Annotated in this window: 25 protein-coding genes; 7 read left to right on the top strand and 18 right to left on the bottom strand. The window is 39.8% G+C overall.

The window, feature by feature from the left end:
- The first annotated feature begins 18 nt into the window (after positions 1-18).
- Entirely contained in the window at positions 19-876 is an 858-nt protein-coding gene (locus AC4NPH_RS18205; protein ID WP_013058192.1) for an STAS domain-containing protein, read from the top strand.
- 42 nt (positions 877-918) lie between these two features.
- Here AC4NPH_RS18205 and AC4NPH_RS18200 read toward each other — a convergent pair whose 3' ends face one another.
- Both AC4NPH_RS18200 and AC4NPH_RS18195 read right to left on the bottom strand, forming a co-directional pair.
- Complete coding sequence (locus AC4NPH_RS18200) at positions 919-1,143, bottom strand: YczO family protein (RefSeq protein WP_013058193.1); 225 nt, start codon at positions 1,141-1,143, stop codon at positions 919-921.
- A gap of 31 nt (positions 1,144-1,174) precedes the next feature.
- Entirely contained in the window at positions 1,175-2,044 is an 870-nt protein-coding gene (locus tag AC4NPH_RS18195) for an SDR family oxidoreductase (protein WP_013058194.1), read from the bottom strand.
- 222 nt (positions 2,045-2,266) lie between these two features.
- Between AC4NPH_RS18195 and AC4NPH_RS18190 the strand changes: the two genes are divergently transcribed.
- Complete coding sequence (locus AC4NPH_RS18190) at positions 2,267-2,605, top strand: YflT domain-containing protein (RefSeq protein ID WP_055992677.1); 339 nt, start codon at positions 2,267-2,269, stop codon at positions 2,603-2,605.
- Between the two features lie 285 nt (positions 2,606-2,890).
- Here AC4NPH_RS18190 and AC4NPH_RS18185 read toward each other — a convergent pair whose 3' ends face one another.
- Positions 2,891-3,061, bottom strand: a complete 171-nt coding sequence (locus tag AC4NPH_RS18185) for a hypothetical protein (RefSeq protein ID WP_013058197.1) — start codon at positions 3,059-3,061, stop codon at positions 2,891-2,893.
- A gap of 103 nt (positions 3,062-3,164) precedes the next feature.
- Here AC4NPH_RS18185 and AC4NPH_RS18180 point away from each other — a divergent pair, with 103 nt between their 5' ends.
- Positions 3,165-4,094, top strand: a complete 930-nt coding sequence (locus AC4NPH_RS18180) for an SDR family oxidoreductase (protein WP_013058198.1) — start codon at positions 3,165-3,167, stop codon at positions 4,092-4,094.
- A gap of 46 nt (positions 4,095-4,140) precedes the next feature.
- Here the strand turns inward: AC4NPH_RS18180 and AC4NPH_RS18175 are convergent, their stop codons facing one another.
- The 6 genes from AC4NPH_RS18175 to AC4NPH_RS18150 form a co-directional block, all read right to left on the bottom strand.
- Positions 4,141-5,796: a M14 family metallopeptidase gene (locus AC4NPH_RS18175; protein ID WP_098196779.1), complete on the bottom strand. Its 1,656-nt coding sequence runs from the start codon at positions 5,794-5,796 to the stop codon at positions 4,141-4,143.
- Positions 5,797-5,983: 187 nt separating this feature from the next.
- Complete coding sequence (locus tag AC4NPH_RS18170; RefSeq protein ID WP_013058200.1) at positions 5,984-6,106, bottom strand: hypothetical protein; 123 nt, start codon at positions 6,104-6,106, stop codon at positions 5,984-5,986.
- 213 nt (positions 6,107-6,319) lie between these two features.
- The gene (locus AC4NPH_RS18165; RefSeq protein ID WP_063672232.1) at positions 6,320-6,904 is read right to left on the bottom strand and encodes a hypothetical protein; all 585 of its coding nucleotides are present in this window, start codon (positions 6,902-6,904) and stop codon (positions 6,320-6,322) included.
- Between the two features lie 152 nt (positions 6,905-7,056).
- Positions 7,057-8,136, bottom strand: a complete 1,080-nt coding sequence (locus AC4NPH_RS18160) for a DNA alkylation repair protein (RefSeq protein ID WP_098196780.1) — start codon at positions 8,134-8,136, stop codon at positions 7,057-7,059.
- A gap of 2 nt (positions 8,137-8,138) precedes the next feature.
- Entirely contained in the window at positions 8,139-8,621 is a 483-nt protein-coding gene (locus AC4NPH_RS18155; protein WP_025750834.1) for a GNAT family N-acetyltransferase, read from the bottom strand.
- An 80-nt stretch (positions 8,622-8,701) separates the two neighbouring features.
- Complete coding sequence (locus AC4NPH_RS18150) at positions 8,702-9,187, bottom strand: hypothetical protein (protein WP_013058204.1); 486 nt, start codon at positions 9,185-9,187, stop codon at positions 8,702-8,704.
- 99 nt (positions 9,188-9,286) lie between these two features.
- Here AC4NPH_RS18150 and AC4NPH_RS18145 point away from each other — a divergent pair, with 99 nt between their 5' ends.
- Both AC4NPH_RS18145 and AC4NPH_RS18140 read left to right on the top strand, forming a co-directional pair.
- Complete coding sequence (locus AC4NPH_RS18145) at positions 9,287-9,544, top strand: GerAB/ArcD/ProY family transporter (protein WP_223269008.1); 258 nt, start codon at positions 9,287-9,289, stop codon at positions 9,542-9,544.
- 122 nt (positions 9,545-9,666) lie between these two features.
- On the top strand, positions 9,667-10,140 hold the full coding sequence (locus AC4NPH_RS18140) for a hypothetical protein (RefSeq protein WP_098314717.1): 474 nt from the start codon (positions 9,667-9,669) through the stop codon (positions 10,138-10,140).
- Between the two features lie 81 nt (positions 10,141-10,221).
- Here AC4NPH_RS18140 and AC4NPH_RS18135 read toward each other — a convergent pair whose 3' ends face one another.
- The 8 genes from AC4NPH_RS18135 to AC4NPH_RS18100 all read right to left on the bottom strand — a co-directional run bounded on the left by AC4NPH_RS18135 (position 10,222) and on the right by AC4NPH_RS18100 (position 18,951).
- Positions 10,222-11,547 (bottom strand): MFS transporter, encoded by a 1,326-nt coding sequence (locus tag AC4NPH_RS18135; protein ID WP_041816595.1) that lies wholly within the window; start codon positions 11,545-11,547, stop codon positions 10,222-10,224.
- On the bottom strand, positions 11,534-13,168 hold the full coding sequence (locus AC4NPH_RS18130; RefSeq protein WP_098547364.1) for a PEP-utilizing enzyme: 1,635 nt from the start codon (positions 13,166-13,168) through the stop codon (positions 11,534-11,536). The genes AC4NPH_RS18135 and AC4NPH_RS18130 overlap by 14 nt, the downstream gene beginning before the upstream one ends.
- Positions 13,169-13,190: 22 nt before the next feature.
- The gene (locus AC4NPH_RS18125; protein WP_335482017.1) at positions 13,191-14,084 is read right to left on the bottom strand and encodes a PEP/pyruvate-binding domain-containing protein; all 894 of its coding nucleotides are present in this window, start codon (positions 14,082-14,084) and stop codon (positions 13,191-13,193) included.
- A gap of 218 nt (positions 14,085-14,302) precedes the next feature.
- Positions 14,303-14,548: a hypothetical protein gene (locus tag AC4NPH_RS18120; protein ID WP_029323294.1), complete on the bottom strand. Its 246-nt coding sequence runs from the start codon at positions 14,546-14,548 to the stop codon at positions 14,303-14,305.
- Positions 14,523-16,082, bottom strand: a complete 1,560-nt coding sequence (locus AC4NPH_RS18115; RefSeq protein ID WP_097812286.1) for a sodium:solute symporter family protein — start codon at positions 16,080-16,082, stop codon at positions 14,523-14,525. The genes AC4NPH_RS18120 and AC4NPH_RS18115 overlap by 26 nt, the downstream gene beginning before the upstream one ends.
- 285 nt (positions 16,083-16,367) lie before the next feature.
- Positions 16,368-17,063 carry a FadR/GntR family transcriptional regulator gene (locus AC4NPH_RS18110; RefSeq protein ID WP_013058211.1) on the bottom strand — a complete coding sequence of 232 codons (696 nt, stop codon included), beginning with the start codon at positions 17,061-17,063 and terminating at the stop codon, positions 16,368-16,370.
- Between the two features lie 224 nt (positions 17,064-17,287).
- A complete protein-coding gene (locus AC4NPH_RS18105) occupies positions 17,288-17,917 on the bottom strand; it encodes a CPBP family intramembrane glutamic endopeptidase (protein WP_491938841.1) in 630 nt (209 codons plus the stop codon).
- Between the two features lie 104 nt (positions 17,918-18,021).
- Complete coding sequence (locus AC4NPH_RS18100) at positions 18,022-18,951, bottom strand: hypothetical protein (RefSeq protein ID WP_491938840.1); 930 nt, start codon at positions 18,949-18,951, stop codon at positions 18,022-18,024.
- A 114-nt stretch (positions 18,952-19,065) separates the two neighbouring features.
- On the opposite strand from AC4NPH_RS18100, the gene AC4NPH_RS18095 reads away from it, so the two are divergent.
- Complete coding sequence (locus tag AC4NPH_RS18095; RefSeq protein ID WP_013058214.1) at positions 19,066-19,566, top strand: GNAT family N-acetyltransferase; 501 nt, start codon at positions 19,066-19,068, stop codon at positions 19,564-19,566.
- A gap of 74 nt (positions 19,567-19,640) precedes the next feature.
- Positions 19,641-20,327: a YoaK family protein gene (locus tag AC4NPH_RS18090; RefSeq protein WP_013058215.1), complete on the top strand. Its 687-nt coding sequence runs from the start codon at positions 19,641-19,643 to the stop codon at positions 20,325-20,327.
- Between the two features lie 298 nt (positions 20,328-20,625).
- Here the strand turns inward: AC4NPH_RS18090 and AC4NPH_RS18085 are convergent, their stop codons facing one another.
- Positions 20,626-21,384, bottom strand: a complete 759-nt coding sequence (locus AC4NPH_RS18085) for a DeoR/GlpR family DNA-binding transcription regulator (protein WP_014458988.1) — start codon at positions 21,382-21,384, stop codon at positions 20,626-20,628.
- Between the last annotated feature and the right edge of the window lie 62 nt (positions 21,385-21,446).

The raw sequence follows: 21,446 nt of genomic DNA, 5'->3' as shown, positions 1-21,446 counted from the left end.
TTTGAGAGGAGAATAACAGTGAAGAAAGATATCGCTTTACGTTCTTATCTGCTAGAAAATGCACCAAATATGACGGAAGAATGGTATGAATCTTTGGACAAAAAGTCTTCTGAAGGCGTATATACCTCTAGTAACCCCGATGTCATTCAACGCTTAAAAGCGCAAAACTATGAATTTCATTTATATATTAGCAACGTCTTTATAGAAGATGAAAAAAGCTTTTTTGAATCTTTTAACACGTGGCTAAATAAAGTTGCCAAAGACCAAGAACATATCAGAACACCCATTCAAAGTATTATTAAAGAATTTATGAACGTCCGCAAACAATACTGTGAGTATATTCGACGGTTTGCAGAACTTAACGATGACATCACTCAGCAGCATATTGATGTGTGGAATGAAAAAGTAGTAAGGGTATTTGATATTATTATTTTGAAATTCATCACAGAAGCGCAGGAGTACGCATCAAACCGCCTCCGCTCGCAGCAGGAAATGATTCATGAATTAAGTTCACCTGTTATTGTGATTAAAAAAGACGTTGCTCTTTTACCGTTAGTCGGCGATATTGATACGGCAAGAGCCAAAATGATCCTAGAAAGCACGTTAAAACAGTGTGCAGAGAAGCAAATCGCTCATTTGTATATTGATTTGTCAGGAGTTGTGATGATTGATACAATGGTCGCACACGAGCTGTTTCAGCTGATAAATGCGCTTGATTTAATCGGCGTTAAATCAATTTTATCGGGCATTCGCCCTGAATTAGCTACTACTGCGATGCAGCTTGGACTGAAATTTGATCATATACGAATTAAATCGAATCTTGCTCAGGCATTAGAAGATGATTCAAAAATTGTAATTGCTTCTAGCACTCATTAATATAGGGATACAAACAAAAAAACAGCCCGAGAAGGCTGTTTTTTATTTTCTATGATGAATGTTTTCAGAACCTGATTCATCTTTCGTTTTCGTTTTATTTTTCTCTTCTTTTTGTTCAAGTCTTATGTCTTCCATTGGCATAGGATCCACCGTTTCTTCTTCTTTGAAACGTTCAAATAACGTTTCGTCTTGATCTGTTACACGCTGTTCCGTTTCATCTCTTTTTTTAGGTGCATTTGATATAGATCTTTTCTTGCGTTCTCCCATCTTTTCTCCTCCTTTACTATAGGTGGTGCAATTATGTGTTCATGAAATCTCCGCCGTTGACATGAAGCGTTTGACCGGTCATATAAGATGAATCATTTGAAGCTAGCAGTACGTAGCAGCCTACGTGCTCCACAGGATGCCCAGGTCTGCCCATCGGCGTATCGGTACCGAATTCTCCTACTTTATCACCTGAGAAAGTAGACGGAATAAGCGGTGTCCAGATTGGTCCCGGCGCTACAGCATTAACGCGAATGCCATCTTTGACAAGCGCTTGCGCCATGCTGCGCGTAAAGCCGTTGATTGCACCTTTTGTCGCCGTATAATCGATCAGCTGAGGATTTCCGCGGTAAGGATTAATTGACGTTGTATTAATGATCGCACTGCCTTTTCCTAAGTAATCAAGCGCTTTTTTCGTAAAATAAAAGTATGAATAAAAGTTCGTTTTGAACGTTCGTTCAAGCTGTTCACTTGTAATTTCTTTAATGCTTTCTTTTGGATGCTGCTCTCCTGCATTGTTCACAAGAATATCAAGTTTTCCAAGCTCACTTACTGTTTTTTCTACCGCTTCGTTACAGAACGATTCGTCTCCTACGTCTCCTGCAATCAGCAGACATCTTACACCTTCTTCTTCAATGCGGGCTTTTGTTTCCTCGGCGTCGCTATGTTCGTTTAAGTAAACGATGGCTACGTCCGCTCCTTCTTTCGCATAAGCAATGGATACAGCTCGTCCAATTCCGCTGTCTCCTCCGGTAACTAGCGCTACTTTTCCTTTTAATTTTCCTGTACCAATGTAATTGTCATCCTCATAAATAGGGAGAGGATTCATCTCGCTTTCGATACCCGGCTGGCGGTCTTGCGTTTGCTGGGGCTGACCTTGTGTTTGTTGATCTTGTAAATTCATTTTAATCTCCTCCTATTTTTGATGGAACTTTTTAGTATAGTCTACGTTTAGCCTTCTGTTTTGAAGTTCAAACATCTTTTTTTAAAAATTTATGATATTTCTATTCTCTTTTACTATCTTAGAAAATTCATAGAAAACAAGTTTAAAGTTGGAAACAAAGGCTACAGAATGAGTAGAAGATGTATTTCAGAAATATCTTTTATTAGGAGGTTTGGTTGGTATATGAAACACATTGAAATAGCAGAAAACCAAGAGGAGGCAACCTGCATCATCCATTCTTTTTTAAAAAAAGGATTTACAAGCAAAGATATTTACCTGCTGGCCTACGATAAAGAATGGGCTCATAATTTAACGGACGCAACACATACAAAAAAATACAGAATGGCAGAGCAAGGTATTTTTGAAACAGCGGTAAACATGCTTCTCTCAAGAGAAGATGAGCTACTTTCAAAGATGGCTTCTCTCGGCTTATCTAATCAAGAAGCAAACCGGTATAAAGAAGAAATGAAACAAGGACATATCGTGGTTGTTGGCGCACAGAGTCAATCAATTCCCTACTAAAACAGCGGAAACGTTTTTTATTAGCTTATAAGGGTATTTAGTAAAATAAACCATTGTCTATCAAGAAAGGAAGTTATTAACGATGTTAAACTATTTGGGAATTCAGATAGGCTCTCTTTACTTTCCTACTAGTATTTTGCTTATCACGTTTCTTGTATTAATCGGCTTTTTTATTTATTTCCTATCTAGAAGAAGAAAAAACCGCCAGGAATCACGTGAGCACTCACGAGGAAAATAAAAGAGAAGGTCAATTTAAAAGCCCTTCATGCAGAAGGGCTCTTTGTACTATAAAACAGGCAGATACTTCTCATAGCGAGGGTTTACATAAAAAGGCGGACGAGGTCCTAAAAGCGGCAGCAGAAAAGGCTGAGCATCAGAGTTATAGATTAGTTCCACCGTCTGATTTGACCCGTCCATTAGCAATAGCTTCACTTCTTCACTGTAGTAATATCGCATGAACTCCCCTTCTTTCTCGCATTCTACACTCTTTATACGTATGCATGAGAGATCGATCTATGTCATAGAGTGAAAGAGTGATGCTTTTTGAGGAGGTTGTTTTATGTGTCCAAACAATGAATTTTATCAGGACAAGCAAGGGTATCCGATGCAGCCGAATTACGGAAAAATTACGCGCTATGAAGACGTTCCGATTACGGTTCCTGAACAGCGGCAGCTTCGCCAGCCCGGGTTAGAAAGTTTGATGGTTCCGCGTCCCATTATCGAAAATCCGCATTACAAAGGAAGCGGCAAGCTAAAAGGAAAAATTGCTCTCATTACAGGCGGTGACAGCGGAATCGGAGCAGCCGCTGCCATTGCCTTCGCTAAAGAAGGAGCAAACGTTGCGATTGCTTATTTAGATGAACATGAAGATGCAAATCGAACGAAGGCAAGGATTGAAGAACTGAGTCAAAAATGTGTGCTGCTTCCCGGCGACGTGCGGGACAAACAGCACTGTAAAGACATCGTCGAAAAAACGGTAGAAACGTTCGGTCAGCTTGATATTTTGTGCAATAACGTAGGCGTTCAGTTTCAGCAGATGAGTCTTTTAGACATCACCGATGAGCAGTTTGATCATACATTTAAAGTGAATATCTACTCGCACTTTTACACGACGCGTGCCGCTCTGCCTCATTTAAAAGCCGGCAGCTCGATTATTAATACTGCTTCAATTGTGACGTATAAAGGCTATGAACAGTTAATTGACTATACGGCAACTAAAGGAGCCATTGTCGGTTTCACTCGTGCACTTTCCAATAGCCTGATTAAAGACGGCATTCGCGTAAACGCCGTAGCGCCGGGGCGCATTTGGACGCCGCTCATTCCAGCAAGCTTTTCAGCTGATCAAGTAACGCAAGTGGACAATCCGATGGAGCGCCAAGGGCAGCCGTTTGAACTTGCTCCAACCTACGTGTATCTCGCAAGCGACGACTCACGGTTTGTCACGGGGCAAACGCTGCATGTAAACGGCGGAGAGTGGGTTTCTTCTTAGACATCCCAATAAAAAAAAGCGTGAAGCCAGGCTCCACGCTTTTTCATTATTTACGGGATTCTTTTTGCAAAGGCGATTTTTCAATTGAACGCGTAAACCGGTAAACATCAAGCTCTTGTCCTACTTCTGAAGGCAAATACCCAAACGTCGTGAAACTGTCCACCGATTCCGGTTCAAGCGATAGAGACAATAAATTGTTTTGCGGCTGAGAGGTTAAAAAGACGTAGCTTCCTTTTGGAAACGTTACTGTTTTTGACTTGACGATTGTTTGCACATCTACATTTGGCTTGTTTTCGTAGGCTTCATTTTCTATGCGGCTGCTGACGTTATACGCTTCTACTGAAAGAACCGTTTCTTTCGTTAATTTGAAGCCTTTTACGCCTTGTCCCTGCAGTTTTGCTGCTACATCTTCGTGTCCTGGTTTTAAAAGATAAGCAGTCGGACGTTCACGGACAAGCGTCGGCGTTGCTTCTTTTGCACTGTAGTACGTCACGGGAATTTCTTTAACAGACGCACTTTCCACATCGACCATTTCTAACGTGGAGTTTGGTATTTTTTTATTTTCACTGTTTACAACAATTGGGTCATGATCATTTGCATTTTTTCCTTTTTTAACAAGCGCCGATTTTTCTTTTGCAATCAGCGCCTTAATTTGTTTGGCGTGATCAGCTGTTTGGGTAATCAGCTTTTCTTGCGTAGCAATTTGTGCACTCACTCGCCGCGGAAAATCTTCTCGTCCAATACCGATCCCTCTGCTTTCAACTAAAAACGAAAACGAAGGATACAAGCCTAGTGAGTTTCGGCCAATTCGCGGTTCAACTGAGCCTTCTTCCACTTCAAGCTGCCCTTGTTTATTCACTTGAGACGTATAGTATACTTCTCCTGAATATCCTTGCTTTTCAATGGCTGTAAGCGTACTGTTCACAAACAGCTCATCAGACACGTCTCGAATGCGCTGCGGAATATTTAAGTTTCGACCGGACTGCAGTAAAATGTCGTGATACTTCCACACGCCTTCTTTACCGATATTTTTAAATCCGCTGCTGTAAGGCGTATATTCATGAGCATCAATGACGACTTCCGGTGAAAAACGGTTAAATTCAGCTCGTACGCTCTGCACTTCCGGGCTTTCAAGCTTTATGTAGTCGCGGTTTCCATCTAAATTATTTGCTAGCTGACGTTTAAATGCATAAGATCCGTCTGGATTAAGGCGCGGCACAATGACGATGTTCACTTTATTTAGCACATCTTTTCCAAAGTCTTCTGTCAAACGCGTCGCAACGGCGAGTACGGATTCACCGCTTGCCGGTTCATTACCATGAATTTGACTTTGAAGCCAAATCGTTGGCTTTTTGGATGTTTTTCCATCCGCAAATTTCTTTTCCTTTGAAAAATACAGAGCCGGAATGTCTCGTCCTTGCTGTGATTTACCGATAATCTTCAGCTTTACGTACGGACTTTTATGAGCAAGCTTTTGGACATAGCTCATCATTTCTTCTTGAGTCGTAAATGCGTCTTGTCCTTTTGTAAATGCAGGCGTCGCTTCATTCACCTTTATTTCCGGATAAAGCGCTTTAATTTTTTCCGGCTGGCTATAGTCTTTTCCGTAATAAGGCACCTCAGCTTGTACCGCAAGCGGCGACAGCAATAATCCAATCGACAAAAGAGCCGGCACGGCTGTTCGTTTTACAGTTTTTTTCATTCATTTACTCCTCCCCATCCCCTTGGTTAGACATTTTAAATTTTTGAAATATTTAAAATGTTACACAAATAATTATACCGTTTAAGGAAATAACTTCAAGATAAGGGAGCTGAACCTTTTTGACTATTTTTTATGTATCAAATGAGTGCATTTATATAAAAAAGAATTGAGACATAACAAAATCAATTCAACCTGAAGACAAATAATCAGGATTAACAATTCTGACTTCTTGTTCGACCGCTGTTGATTTCCGTGCAAGGCTTCGCTTTCCGCGGGCGGCCGCTGAGCCTCCTAGTCGCTTGCGCTCCAATCAACTACTAGAAGGAACGAAACACACGAAACTATATTCACCATAAAAAAACAAACCACTCATCAAACATGTTAATCAATGGTTCATTTTTTATTTCAGCTAACATACGTTTATCCTAGCCTCTTTTTTATGTATGAACTGCTATAAACTTTAGGCCTTCATTGAGCCCGCACTGTCCGTAATTTAGCTGCGCATACTCCATGCAGCTGTTGGTCATTTCTTTACAGATTCTAACGTCTCTAAATCATATCGACCAATTTCTTTGTTATTTCTTGTAATGACGAGCTTTCCATGCCTCGCAACCTGTTGGAGTTTTTTTAATTTCTGATCGGACGGAGCCAGAGGCATTTCTTTGTTTTTAACAGTCGCGCCCAGATCGTAGTGCACATCGACTTTGCCTTTTTTCATATAGTTAAAGTCTTCAATTCCCATACCTGTACTGAACTGACCATGCCCCTCATCAAATACATTAACGCCTACTGTATTGATAGATGCTTTCTTTAAATCTTCATTCGGTATAATTTTAGCTTCTATTTCGTCTTTATCATTTTGATAGAATTTACGCTGACCTTGCTGCTTCATTTTAAATTCGTAATAAAGCGCTTTTGGTTTTACGTCGACCATTTTTCCTTTGCTGTCTTGTATTCCCACTTTTCCAATTAAATCAGCATCATCCGTTATCTTGACTTTCACTTTTTGAATCCTATATCCGCTCTCTTCTTTGCTAGCAAAGTTTGAGCACGCTACCAATGACATAGCCAAAACAGCACTCAATATGCCCACCATAAATTTCTTCACTTCACCACTCTTCAAGGATTAATATACCATAAAAGGAATTTAAATGGATGTTTTATAATCGATTTTGTAAATAAAGAGGCAGCAACCTATTGACTTACGTTTCCTCATCAGCTCTATAGAAACATAAAAAAACTCTCTCCATCAGGAAAGAGTTACTCGATCACAAAATCCGCTTCTGCTTTCACCACTCCGTTTACAATAACAGAAAGCGTATGCGTACCGCTATAATGTTTTCGTGTACTTAAATCTTTAAACGCATGCTTTTTTGTGACTGTCAGCGTTTGGCCTGCTTTTGCTTGAACATTTTTTAGCATAAACACTTTTTGAGTGCGGTTTCCTTTTGCTTTTACGTAATGAATTCCGTACTCTATGCGAAGCGGCATGTTTTTTTCTACCGATAGCTCAAAGGAAAAGTTAATGCTATCACCAATCGTAATGACATGCGGCTGTAAGCTAAGCCCTGTGACATTTACTCCTGGGTCATCTCCATAGCCAAAAAGAGACAGAGCTTCAGGGTCTCCTTTTTTCAGCAGTGAACGGCACGCATGTTTAACGATCCAGTCGGTTTTAGAGTCTTTTCCGTACCAGCTTTTCATCACATCAAGCATCCAATCTTTTTCTATGTAAGAAATATCATTTAAATGATTGGCTACGCTTTTGCGGACATATAGCGATTCATCGCATTTTAACTGCTCTAAAATCGGCAGCGTTTGTTTTGGATCTTGCTTTAACGCAGGTACTGACTGTCCCCATGGAAGTCTAGGCCGGCTCCCTTCGCTTGCTAATCTGCGAATATGATGGTTTTCATCTCCTGCCCATTCAATCATTTGTCCAAGCATCCGTTTTTGATCTTGAATTAAAAACGGACGCACCGCAAATTCTGATGTGGAAAACGGTGTAAAAAAAGCGAGTGCTTTTATTGAAACTTCCCAAGCGTTCAATCCGTAAAGTTCAACATAATCTGGAAAAATCGTGCCTTGAAGTCCTCCTACCGTTGGAGCTACTTTATATAGAATATGAAGCGCTTCTTCATAATCCGCTGGCAGCACTTCATGCATGGAAAGCGTAATTCTTCTCATGCGCTCTTTCAGCGCTAAGTCTTCCCAGTCCTGTTGAAAAACCAGTTCATGAAATACTTTTTTATCAAATGAACTCATTTCATGTGAAAAAGCGTCGCCCAAGTGCGTAATCAACCCTTCATTAAACACGCTTTTACGTAACTCTTCAGCCATACTTATCCCTCTTTTCCAGGCAGTATTTTATTTTCTTTTGAATAAAGCGCCCGCTCGTACATGCCTTTTTTAAAAATTTGCATAAACAGCTGCTTATTTTTAACTTCTTTAAATCCGTACTGACTGTACAAACCGTGAGCATCTTTTGTTGCCAATAAAATTTTTCGTACGTGTTGAATCGGCTGATAGCGAATCATTTCTTGTACCAGCGCTTTTCCAAGCCCGTTGCCTCGGGCGTGCGGCAGAATAAACACATCCGCCAAATAAGCAAACGTCGCAAAATCTGAAATAATCCGTCCAAACCCTACTTGTTTATCGCACTCATCATACACGCCAAAACAAATGGAATGTTCAATAGACGTTTGAACAAGGTGAAGCGGAATTCCTTTTGCCCAGTATGATTCATGATGAAGGTACGAGTAGATGACATCTATATCAAGCTTTTCTTTATCCGTATGTATGGTAAACTGATGATTTTCTTTCATGCTGCAGCCTCCTTGCTTCTCTATCATAGCACAAATGTTCGTAACAAAAAAAAGCCTTTTGCGTTAAAAGGCTTTTTTGGTTAGTATGGTATTTTTTTTAAAACGGAAGAAGTTTTTCTATAGCGTCTTGCGACTATGTAAATAAGCGGACTGCCAATAATCGTCGGCAAAAACCAATATGAAAGGTCGGGAAGCTTGTTTAACAGCGGAATACTATCTCCAATATTCACAAGCAGCGCGGTAACGGCGCCGATATAAGACCCCAGCATACCGCGAATATGGTGTTGAAGCCAGCTCTTCCATTTTTGCTTGCGTGATGCATAGCCGTAGATCGCTAATCCGTATGAAAACACGGCAATATAAAATAAATAAGCAATTTCATTCCATTTCCAAACTGATAGAATGATAGCGGTAGCGGCTAGGGCTGCATAAGCACCATGATACACTTCCCCCCACTTTGTATGCCCTCCTTTTGTCTTAGGCACTAGCATAGACACTGCTCCTGAAAGTAAACAAATCATGCCGAGCCCAATATGTATGCTTAATATAACTTCAAATAAATCCAAGACGCTCTCTCCTTTTATGCCCTTCTCTTTTATATCTTCGGCTAACATACTTAATTTTTAACAAAATATCTCTGTTTATTTACAAACGCTTTCACTTTAATCACTGGAACGTTCTTTAAAATCGGTCTATTGTTCTATGCTACTGTGCTGGGCCTTTCTCATGTGTTTAAGCTTAAAAACCCGTCACCGCTTGTATCTCCAATCGGCTTAGTCGTTTTGTTTTATTCATTGTCTCTTGCTCAAAACTATTTTAAACATGTCCATCAAGGATTAAAAATCGGTCCATTTACTTTACATCTTTCGTTTCAAATCGTCATACCGGCTCTTTTGCTTGTGATTGCCTTTTTAAGAAATTGAAAAAATGTACAATCTATCAACGCGGAAAATACTGCATAAAATTCATAATATTTTCATTTCTCTATTGGTTTTAATCTCCTAAAATTATACAATGTAGTCAAGAAGCCAAAAGGAGAAGTACTATGATTGGATTAATTCTTTCTGTTTTAATATTTAACATTCTTGCCTTCAAAACAAATAAGCGCTTAACGGCAAATCAAATTGTTCACATTTGGATGTTCACCATTGCTGCTCAGCATATCTTTGACGTCTTCATTAATTTCAAATGTCACGGCTACTGGTATTTTACACAAGAGACAGACTGGCAAGGTATTTTTGCCTATACCGTTCTCATTCCGCCTGTAAACATGCTTTTTCTTACTTACTATCCTTTTGCCGGGAAGCTCACAAAAAAAGCCGCTTATATTTTACTTTGGTCGGTTGCTGTTTTACTTTATGAAGTAGTGGCCCTTCTCCCTGCTCCTTGGGGGTATTTTCACTATGGATGGTGGACGTGGTGGTATTCGCTTTTCTTAAACCCGCTGTTGTTTTGGATGGTGGTGCAGTATTACCGGTGGGTGTGTAAAATTGAAAAAAGAGCGATAACTAAAAAATAGAATAGCCTTTGGACCAGCACATCATCATTTTCAGCACGTGCAATAAAACGAATGTCTGCTTCTCCGCTGGCTATTCTTTTTTTATTTAAAAACGTCTTTGGACAAGGAAACTTGCTTTTCTTTTTCTTTTCCAACTAACGACACAAGGAATCCTGCTATTCCAGCTATACATAGAACCACCAATAGACCAGTAGTACCTACTAACAAGCTCACCGCAGCTGAAGCTAACATTCCTCCAACATAACGAAAAGTGGAATAAATGCCCGATGCAGTGCCTGATTGCTCTTTTTTGACAGATTGAATATTCATAGCCTGCATAGATGAAACACCGATCCCTGCTCCCACTCCTCCTACTAATAAAGATACAATTGTATAAGAAATGGAGGCATTCGCTAAGTGAAAATAAAGCATCGCCGCAAGCAGTGAAATAAGAAACGATAATCGTATCGGATGTTCTTTCCCTACCTTTTCTGCTAACAATCCTCCCAGCCAAGAAGAAATAGACATGGCTAATGAAAAAAAGAAAAGAAGCAAACCAATTAAACGAATATCATACTGCTTCTCTAGCAAAAGCGGAACAAACAAAATGGTACTATACATCATAAAATTACTGCATAGAATGGAAAGATTTGAAGAAAAAAAGGGCCGAACCTTAAAAAGCTTAAAATCAATCAGCGGCTCTTGGACCTTGCGTTCTTGCACAATGAAAAGAACGATAGACGCTATGCATATGAAAATAGTCCAAGCATTAAACAAATCACGGTGCGTCAGCATTAGCGTAAAGCTCGTCATGCTTACTCCAAGTAAAAAAGCGCCCCCTATATCCAGCATTTTTGCTTTTTGTTTTACGTTAGACGGCACGTATATAAATGAACAAATCAACGACAGAACAGCAAAAGGAACGTTAAACCAAAAAATCGACGTCCACCCAAGATACTTAATTAAAAAAGCTCCTAACACAGGTCCTACAGCTGCTCCTAGCCCCATTGATAATCCAAATAACCCAAGCGTCCTTCCAAGCTTTTCTTTTGGCAAACTGTGCCTCATAATCGCTGTTGCATTAGGCGTAGCTAGTGCGCCTCCTAATGCTTGCAGCGTTCGAAAGACCGTGAGCGAAAGTAAGTTATATGAAAACACACAGGCGGCAGACCCCACTAAAAAAATAATCATTCCAGCTACAAACATGGTCTTATTTCCATATAAATCACCCAGTTTCCCCGCGATGGGCTGAGCAACTGCCATCACAATTAAATAGATCGTTACCACTACTGATACATGTACGATGGAAAGATCAAGCGCTTTGGCAATAGACGGTAAGCCTACCGCAATCATAGTGGAATTAACGGGAATTAAAAAAGTTCCTGTTAAAATAGAAAAGATAATCAAAGACGGCTTACTGCTGTTCAATCGTCACCACTCCGTTAGTTCCGTCTACGGTAACAACATCTCCGTCTTTTAGTAGATCCACGGCTACTTTTGTGCCAAGAACCGCTGGAAGTTTATATTCACGAGCCACTGTTCCTGCATGAGATAAAATTCCTCCTGCATTGGTTACAATTGCTCCAGCAAGCGAAAATAACGTGGTCCAAGCGGGTGCTGTTGTTTCACACACAAGAATATCTCCTTGTTTAAGTTTAGAAAATTGACTTGGGTCTGAAATGATTTTTACCACTCCCGTATAAACACCTCTTGAAGCGGCACTTCCTTTAAAGATTTTTTGAGTTTCATCTACTTCTGGAGGCCCCATTTTTCCGAATACCCGCTCCAATAAAGGATCTTCTCCTGTTTGAGGAGGCGTTCCATAAGCAGGCGGCGTTTTTTTATGACGATTTTCTTCAAACTCCTGTTTTCTATTGACGATAAGTTCATGAGACGCCACGGGCGTTTTTAATACTTCCAGCAATTCATCGTAATAAAAATGAAAAATATCTTGAGGCTGATGAATCACTTGGTGATCAGCTAAAAGAGTTCCTACATTCAGCAAAAACAGTCTTGCCGTAGCAGGCAGCATCGCATCGATATAAAAATGATGGTCTTCATCCAACCCCCATGCGTCCAAAGCCCAGCCATAAAACAGCTTAAACTGCTCTTTTTCTTCGCACTCCGGCATTTTTGCGAGTACATCACGATAGCTTTCTTCTCTCTTTTTTACGACATCTTCATAATTTTTCTTGAAGTCGTAATCTTTACGCACATAGCCAGCAATAATCGATAGCGCATGTAAAGGATTCTCTACCCACGTCTCATCAATAAACTCATGCGAATTTGCAGAACGATAGCCATACTCATTCAAAAAGCTTTGCAGATTCTTTAAAAATTCTCTGCCTTCAGCTGTACCTAATAGATTTGCTTCTATTTCTTCTGACTTCTGTTCCGTAAAAGCTTGTTTTAATGGGTCAGAACGCTTTACCGTGTCAGTTAGTTCCCAAAGTGCTTGATCCGTTTCAAGTGACTTGTTCATTACGCCTTCCAGCAGATCATATACGTAAGCGGTATTCGCGTCTCCGGTCAAGGCTCCATATAGCTCTTCTAAAATCATTCCTAAATCACTTCTTGGCATGACAATTTCAAAGTGAAGCTGCCAAGCTTTTTTATAAAAATCATGCAGTTCTTTTACTTTTTCTTCTGCTTCTTTTAAAGATAAAGGACGTTCTGCACTTCTTTTGACTTCCGTATAAAAAGGTAAAAACACCTCATTAACGTACTCGTATAATCTAGGTTTAAGTCGAGGTAACAGCGGCTTCACTGCTTCTTGGTGCTCCTTTAAGCGATCATTTGCGTCACCGGGAAACGGGATATTTTGCTGATACATTTTTCCATCAGCTAATTTCACTACAAATTGATAGATAGGCAGTTTTAACGTTTCAAAACCTTGCTTTGTCCCATAAGTCATTGCCGGAAGCTGAAAGGAAGCGTATAAAGGACTTAGCGCATGTGCGATATGTAGGTTGTCTTGTACCCAAAATCCCGTTTGTTTTTCTTCCTCACTTAAAAATAGGTCGTTTTGAAATGCAGATAATACGTTCATTTGATTTCCCCTTTCCTTTTCATTATGTAGTAACAGGTCTCACTTGAAGCAAATAAATATGTTTATTTTTTATGGCAAATTCAATGTCTACAGCGTACTGACAATACTGCTCTACTTGATTCGTTAAACGAAGCAGCTGTAGTGCTGTTTCATCTGATATAGAAAATTCATTTTTTTCTTTATCCGTTGTCACAGCTTTTGTTATTCCTGTAAAACCTGACACTAGCTTATACTCTTTTGATCCTAGTTCTTTCATTATACTTTTTGTCTGTTTATGAATAATAAATAAATCCGGCGTAACACCACCTGATACGATTCCCTCTCCTAAGCCGTACGCCACGTTAATGACTACTTCATCTTCACTTTCTGTAATAGGATTCACGCTAAAGATCACTCCGGATACATCGGCTTCAACCATTCCTTGTACAAGGACACCCATCTGGGGATTAGAAAGCGAAATTTCTTTATCTTCGGCGTACGCTTGAACCACGGATGAAAAATAAGAAGCCCAGCATTTTTTTATACTTGTCAAAAGTTCTTCTCTGTTTCTTACGTTTAATATCGTTTCATACTGTCCGGCAAAAGACGCATTCTCCAAATCTTCAAGTGCGGAAGAAGATCTTACGGCTACGGCTTTCACACCAGCACCTTGAATATTGGCATACGAAGAAACAATTTCTTTTTGCAGACCTAAAGGAAACGTGCCGCTTTGAATCTTCTTTTCTATGACGCTGCTATCTTCTGCTTTTATTTCTATTTGGTTAAACGTTAAAAAGGAATGTAACGCGTGAGATGTTAAAACAAATCCTGTAGGGATATGAGAAACGTGCTGAATCATTTTTGAGAGATTGTAAGCTTTTGAACCTACTGCTTGAAGTTCTGCATAACATGCTTTTTCTAAAGAGACGATGTGCAATCACTTCACCTCCTTTCATTTATGTCAAAAGACAATCAGATAAAATAGTAAAATCCATTTAAAACCATAATGTAGTTTTATGGAACTAAGCCTACTTTACTAAAAATTAACATAATTTTAAATATCTTCACAAAAAAATCACAAACCATATTCACTAGAATATGATTTGTGATTTTTTTTATAACTAACACATTTGAAATTCATATTGTTTTGACAAATTAAACTGTATCTCTCTCCTTCTTCTCCCTCACAAACTCAACCACAGGCCCCACAATAATACAAATCCCTGCGATAATCAGCCAGCCAAACGCAAGATACGTCCAGCCTTTAAAAAAGGACAGCGTGTATTGATAGCCCGTTAAAAACATCACGCCTGGAAACAAGAGGACAAACAAAAATGTAAGTCCCAGCGCCCAGCGCGTACAAAGCTTTGCATCTTTATTTAACTGTTGTTGTGGATCCATACGCCACTTCCTCCCTTAATGGTTCATCTCCATGTTCATCAAAGCTTTTGAATTTGTCTTTTAGTTCATCAAAGTCAAATTCTTTTTTGGCAAGCAGACCGTGTCCGATTGATATAACTCCGCTGATAATAAAAACGGTAGAATTTCCAATAAGCATTGGATACAGTCCGCCAAGGGCTTCTACATCAATGTGACCGTTAATTAAATAAGTAGATGTGTTCCATGCGACAACGCCGCCAATCATCCCTAAAAGCGCGCCGTAAAATGCACCTGTACTCGTCGCTTTTTTCCACATCAGTCCAAGCGTAACGGGAATAACGGCTCCGCTGACGAAAATACCCATGGCCATATACACAAACCCAAGACTAATTCCTAAGTAAAACAGTAAAATGGAAAACACACCCATCGCCAGCCCAAAGCCAAGCGTCACTTTTCGCGACGTGCTTAAGATTTTTTTACTGCTTGCTTTTGGATTGATAGATCGCAAGTAAATGTCCGTTACGATAATATTTGTGATCGCCGTTAATTCAGCCGCTCCTGTCGACATTACCGCCATAAACAGCATCGTTAAAAACAAAATAGAACCTAGATTTCCAAGCACGTGTGACGCCATAACGGGCGCGATAGAATCCGGTGAATCTACAGCAATTCCAAGCCCAGCCGCACTTACACCTAGGAAAGTGGCAACGGCAAACGGAATCGAAAACCAGGCAATTCCGCCGTAAATATACGCTTTTGAAGCAGCGCTGTTTTTACTTGCAATGGCACGCTGCCAGTAAGCTTGATCTACAAAGACCGTACCGAAGTTCCCGATAATATTAATCATCCCAAACAAAAGGCCCGGCACCGATGCCATCGTAAGCATATGCTGTGACGAAGGCAGATTTTTCAGCCCTTCGTACACGCTTGTTACGCCGAACTTATAATAGACGGCAGCAGCAAAAATAAATAAAATAATGAAAATAAAAACGGTGTTAAAATAATCAGCAACAAATGAGGCTTTTAAACCGCCAATCATGGTGTAGATGGTAAACGTAAGAGGAATTAAAAAAGCGGCAACAAAAATATTCATCCCGGTAAGAGAGTTTAAAGCAATGGCTCCTCCTAAAATAACCATGGCGGTCACAATAATATTTGTCATAAGAGCAAAGCCAAGCATTAAACGATGATTTTTCACGTCGAAACGCTGTGCAATAAATTCTAAAAACGTATGAGCGTTCGGCGCTTTTTTCTTCAGGTTAATCGCGACAATGGCAAACAGCAAAATTTGAATGCTTGCTCCCGCTGCGTACCAATACGGTCCGCTAATGCCGTACTGATAGCCTGTGGAAGAAGACATCATTAACGTAGCGGCCCATGTCCATGCAGCAATAATGGATGCACTCGCCAGCCCAACGCCTACATTTCTTCCGGCTGTACTAAACTGCTCAGCCGTCATTTCCTTTCCTTGACGGCGCTGCATCATAATTGTAACGGCCGTAAAACCTCCTCCAAAAATCAGTAAAATCAAATACCCGACGCTTGATGAAAGCATCTTATCCCTCCTCTTCCTCTTAATGTCAGATTTACTGACATTAATATGTAAATAAAAGTAACATTTGTTAATAAAATACCACGCCGTAAAATTATTAACAATACTGTATTTTCTGATTATTAAAGAGTATAATTAGATACTTTCCCCTTATGCAAACAAAAAAAGCCGGCACATCCGCACCGGTCTAAGCATGAATTTTCGTTTTCAACGTGTGTTATTTCCTCACATGAATGAATGGTCTTACTAATAAAAAAAACGACAACCCCTTGGGTTGTCGTTTTTTTATCATTGAGATACCATTACTTTTTGGCGAACGTGCTCTAAGTGATCACGAACCGCTTCTGCTGCTTCTTCTGGCTCTCCATTTTTAATTGCTTCAAAAATACGCTCATGGTCGGCATCCGTTTGCTTACGATTTTCTTTTTGGCTTTTATTTAACGAATAAGCAAGCGCTTTTCGATACAAATGACCTAAATCTTCTACAGCATGAAGAAGGAATGAGTTATGAGCAGCTTTTACAATATCATGATGGAAACGATAGTCCGCTTCATGTCCAATTTCTTCACTGTTATGAACCGTCTTTTTAAACGCTTCTAACGATTCTTTAATTTCAATCAGTTCTTCATCCGTACGGCGCAGCGCAGCTAAGCTTGCTGCTTGCGACTCGATGATAATACGCATTTCAATTAATTCAAGAACTTGATCTGCTTCAACCATTTCAAACGTCATTGGATCAAGCATGCCCACTAAGTTTACACGCTTTACGTAGCTTCCTCCGCCTTGTCTTGATTCAATCAAGCCGCTGGCAGAAAGAACGCTTAGCGCTTCACGAATTGGTGCGCGGCTCACTCCAAACATTTTGGATAACTCATGTTCCGACGGCAAACGAGACTCTGGCGGGAACGTTTTCTCTTTAATCATCTTTTTTAATTGATCAAGCACTTGACTAGATACTTTTTTACGCTCAATAGGTACAAACATACTTCTATTCCTCCTCCAAGTAATTATCTCTCTCTTTTTTTTAGTTTTCATCGGACCCAGATTAACTATGTGTATTCCGATTTATGTAAACGCTTCAATCTTTGTATTACAAGTATACATTATTTCAATTCAAATGTGTTGATAAAATTTTACTATTATTGTTATTATACCATGAAAACAAGTTATAAATGAATAACGATTCATGGTTTTTTGACATAATACCACTATCTTACATATAATCCGTATACGATCATGATCGCCGCGTCCGCTAACGCATGACTAATAATTGCCGCTTCGGCACCATATCGCTCCCTTATACATGCCCACATTATACCTGCTAAAAAAATGCCTGCAGCCGAGATCCAATTAAAAGGAAACGCAAAAACGGGCAGAATAATAAACAGGTGATAAAGCGTATAAAAGCTTGATGCAACAATGGTTGAAGCAGGTAAGGACAGATGCTTCTTCACTTTATTCTGTATATAGACTCGCCAATACATTTCTTCTAAATAAGGGTTAATAAAAATCAAAACGACGGCTAAAATGATAACTTTCCATCCGCTAAATCCCCATATTTGCAAAACCGCTTGCATATCTTCTACATGAAAGATTTTACCAGAAAAAAGCAGGCTGCTTCCAATTATCACAGCGGCACATAGAACTCCGCTCAGAGTTCCCACATACAGAGATTTTTTTGTAAGCGCTACCTTCAAGTTAATTTTATTATTCGCATATAAAATCATAAACATCCAGCCGTAAAAGCACACAAATGTTACCAACACATTTTGGATAAGCCACAAACCGAAAAAAACAAAGATTATAGGCATGAACAGCAAAAACAAAAATTTTATCATGTTTATGGCGCACCTTCTTTAAGAGCCGCTTTTCTTTTACCTAGTAAACCTTTCGTATTCAAAAGGTTTACTATCTTTTATCTTATAAAAGTCCAGTGGTATTTTCAATTATTTTTTAATTCCTGCTCCAGCTCACGAAGACTTTCAGCAAGCTTTTTCTTTTCTTCTTCAAAGTGAGCATCGTCTTTAAAAGCAGGAGCTGGAGGTTCTAGCTCTTCATTTTCTTTTAGCCAATCCGGCGTCATTTCCTTGCGAATGAAGCGCTTTTTATTAGCGTAGGAAAGCGGCTTTTCAGTCTGTTGACTTGCTAGCGTACGCTGTGACGTTACATAATGCTTATGAAAAAGATGCTGTTTAATATAGGCAAATGCTCGAATGGTATCGCCGCTGTATTTAGGCACGTAGTGATCAAATGCTTCCTGCAGTCCAGATAGCGCCTCTTCTACGGGTATTTCGCTTTTTGCGACTTCGTACATATGCTTTAAATCACTGGCTGAAGGATACACTCCTCGGTTTCTTCTAGCAATAAAAGCGGCTTCTAACGTTTGTACGTAAGCGCCATGCGCGGCTTCTTCTCTTTTTATTTGATTTGTATTTTCTGCTGTAGTCTCTGTTAATGACGCCTTCACTGTGACCGGCTCCGCTGCTTCAATTTGACTTTCCCCTTCTGTCAAATTGACATCTTCGAGCTCTTCAAATTCATCGCTTGGCATAAGCTCTTCTAGTTTCTTATAATCAATCCTGTACCAGACCGTGTTGTTAAATTTAGAGCGGTTGTACTTTCCTTTTATAATCAGTCCTTCTTTTTCAAGCTTTGAAATGATGCGTTGAATCGTTGAAAGCGACCAAAACGGAAACTGCTGCAGCCACTGCTGATTTGTATTATATACCCACGTATATCCGTCCTGTACATTTACGCTTTTTTCAAGCCAGTAGTGAAGCTGCTGAAGAAACAGCGCTCCGTTCACTCCTACTTTAACTGCAAGCGCTGGCAGTACAATTAACGGCTGATCTTTTAATAATAATTTACTCATTATATCATCTCCTTTGTTATGTAAAATAGCTACTATATATATACAAAGAAAACGGAAAAACGGGGATGCCCGCTTTAAAATTATGTTAAAATATAGAAAAAATGAGGTGAGCATATGATACGTCAAGGCAGAATTGGCGATGAAGCGGGCATCGCAAATGTACACGTAGAAAGCTGGAAATCAACTTATAAAGGACTTGTTCCGGATTCTTTTTTAGATTCTTTGAGCGCTGAAAAGCGAAAACCTCTTTGGAAAAAGCAGCTGGAGTCAAATTCTGTTTTTGTTGCAGAAGAAAACGGTCAAATCGTCGGCTTCGCTTCTTATGGCAAAGAAAGAACCAATAAGCACCCTTCCTATACCGGAGAACTATATGCAATGTATTTACTCGCAGAGCATCAGCGAAAAGGGATTGGAAAAGCGCTTATGCATAAAATAGCGCAAGAGCTAGTAAACCAACATATACATACGATGCTCACATGGGCTTTTGAACAAAACGGCGCCTGTCAATTTTACGAAGCGCTTGGCGGAAAAAGAATCGATCGTGCTGAGGTTGTTATTGAGGGTACATCTCTATCTGAAGTGGCTTTTGGGTGGGACACGCTTAAAAATTTGTAAGACAACTATCTGGACAGATTTTTTTTCTTCACGGTAAACTGTTTAGTTGGTATAAAAAGAAAGGATGACTTACCGTGACGAATTCTACTTATCGAAACATTATTTTGCTGGTTCTTTGTGTCACAGCGGGTATCGTCGATGTGATTGGCTACTTAAGCCTTGGCCATATCTTTACGGCAAACATGACCGGAAACATCGTACTGCTTGGGCTAGCAATCGGAAACTCTCTTGAAACAACTGTTTTTCACTCCCTGACAGCTTTAGGAGGTTTTATTGTAGGAGTTGTAGGCGCTGCAATCCTTGTTGGAAACAAAGAAAAAACGTTTTGGCCTAAAGCCGTAACGATCGCGCTTGGAATAGAAGGATTAATTTTACTTGTTTTTGCACTTTTATCTTCGTTTTCTCCTTCTTTACACTTAACTTACTTGTTTATTTTCTTACTAAGCTCAGCAATGGGACTTCAAACAACGGCTGCTCGAAAGCTTGGCGTAGCCGGAATTTCAACAACCGTATTAACGGGAACGCTTGCTAATTTCTTTGAAGACGTAACGGCACGTTTGCGCAGCCCTCGCTACCGCAAAACGTTTACAACCGATGCCATTCTTCGCGCGCTGTCTCTTGTACTTTACTGCTTTGGCGCTGTTATCGCTGCACTTGCAGAGCCTGCTTATAAATTTGAAATTATTTGGCTGCCCATTGTTATTTTGTTAGCCATCATTATTTTTGTCAGCACGAAGTTTCGTTCTGATTCAGAAAAATAATAATAAAACAAGGCTGGGACAAAAGTATTTTAGTCAAAGGAAAATCCGCACGAGTTTGATTCTTGATTGAGAATCAAATTTGTTCGGATTTTTATTAGTATAGTGAACGTTCATATATGTAGCGGCTTCTAGCTGTTGATTGAAGGGCAAGACGAAGACTCCTGCGGAAAGCGAAGTCTTGCACCGAAATCAACAGCGCTGTAACAAGCGAACATACTAGATCATTTATCCAATTTGTTCGCTCATCGCTCAAGCTCCTTTTTACTCTACATTACCATATACTTCCTTACTAAAACTACTATTTATTTGTGATTACTTCAATGCCGATTTCGCGGTAAGCATTTAACACGGTTTCGTTCACATGCTCTTCTGTAATGAGCCAATCTAGCGAGTTGGCTGAGCTGAACGTGTACGTTGACGATGTATTGAGTTTTTTAGCTGTTACAATAGCCGCTACTTCACTCGCACTTTTAATCATTTGGCTTTTAATGTGCATTTCTTCAAGCAAAGGAATGCTCATCCCGATTTTAGGATCGATTGCGTATACGCCTAAAAAACAAAGATCCGCTCGAATTTGTTTAAGCGTATCAACCACGCTTTGTCCTACCGTGACCATCGATTCTTTTCGAAACGTTCCTCCAAGAGAAACAACTTCTACAAAGTCATGTTCCGCTAGTGCAACGGTAATTAACGGACTGTTTGTAATAACCGTAACGTTTAAATTTTTTGGAAAAGCTTTGACGAGCTGAATATTTGTTGTACTTCCGTCCATCAAGAGCACCTGCCCGTCTTTAATTAACGGAAGCGCCGCAACTGCAAGTGAATGCTTAACATCCATCAATTCACGTTTTCGCTCTTTGTAATCAACCGCAGACGTGGAACGCGGAAGCGCTCCTCCGTGTACACGCTGCAGCAGACCAAGCGCGTCCATTTCCCGCAGGTCTCTGCGGATTGTATCTTCTGAAACATTCAGCGTTTGGCTAAGCGTCGTAGCTACAATGCGCCCTTCTTTTTCAAGCAAATTCATAATTTGTTTGCGTCTTTCTTGTTTTAACATTGCTTGTTCACCTGTTTTCTTTCTGCTTTTTACTTTATTATACTTGTTTCTTTTGTAAAAAC

The sequence above is a fragment of the Priestia sp. MDV22-iso46 genome, from assembly GCF_058629175.1.
The sequence above is the reverse complement of the archived record's forward strand: the minus strand, read 5'-3'. Positions and strand labels throughout refer to the sequence as shown.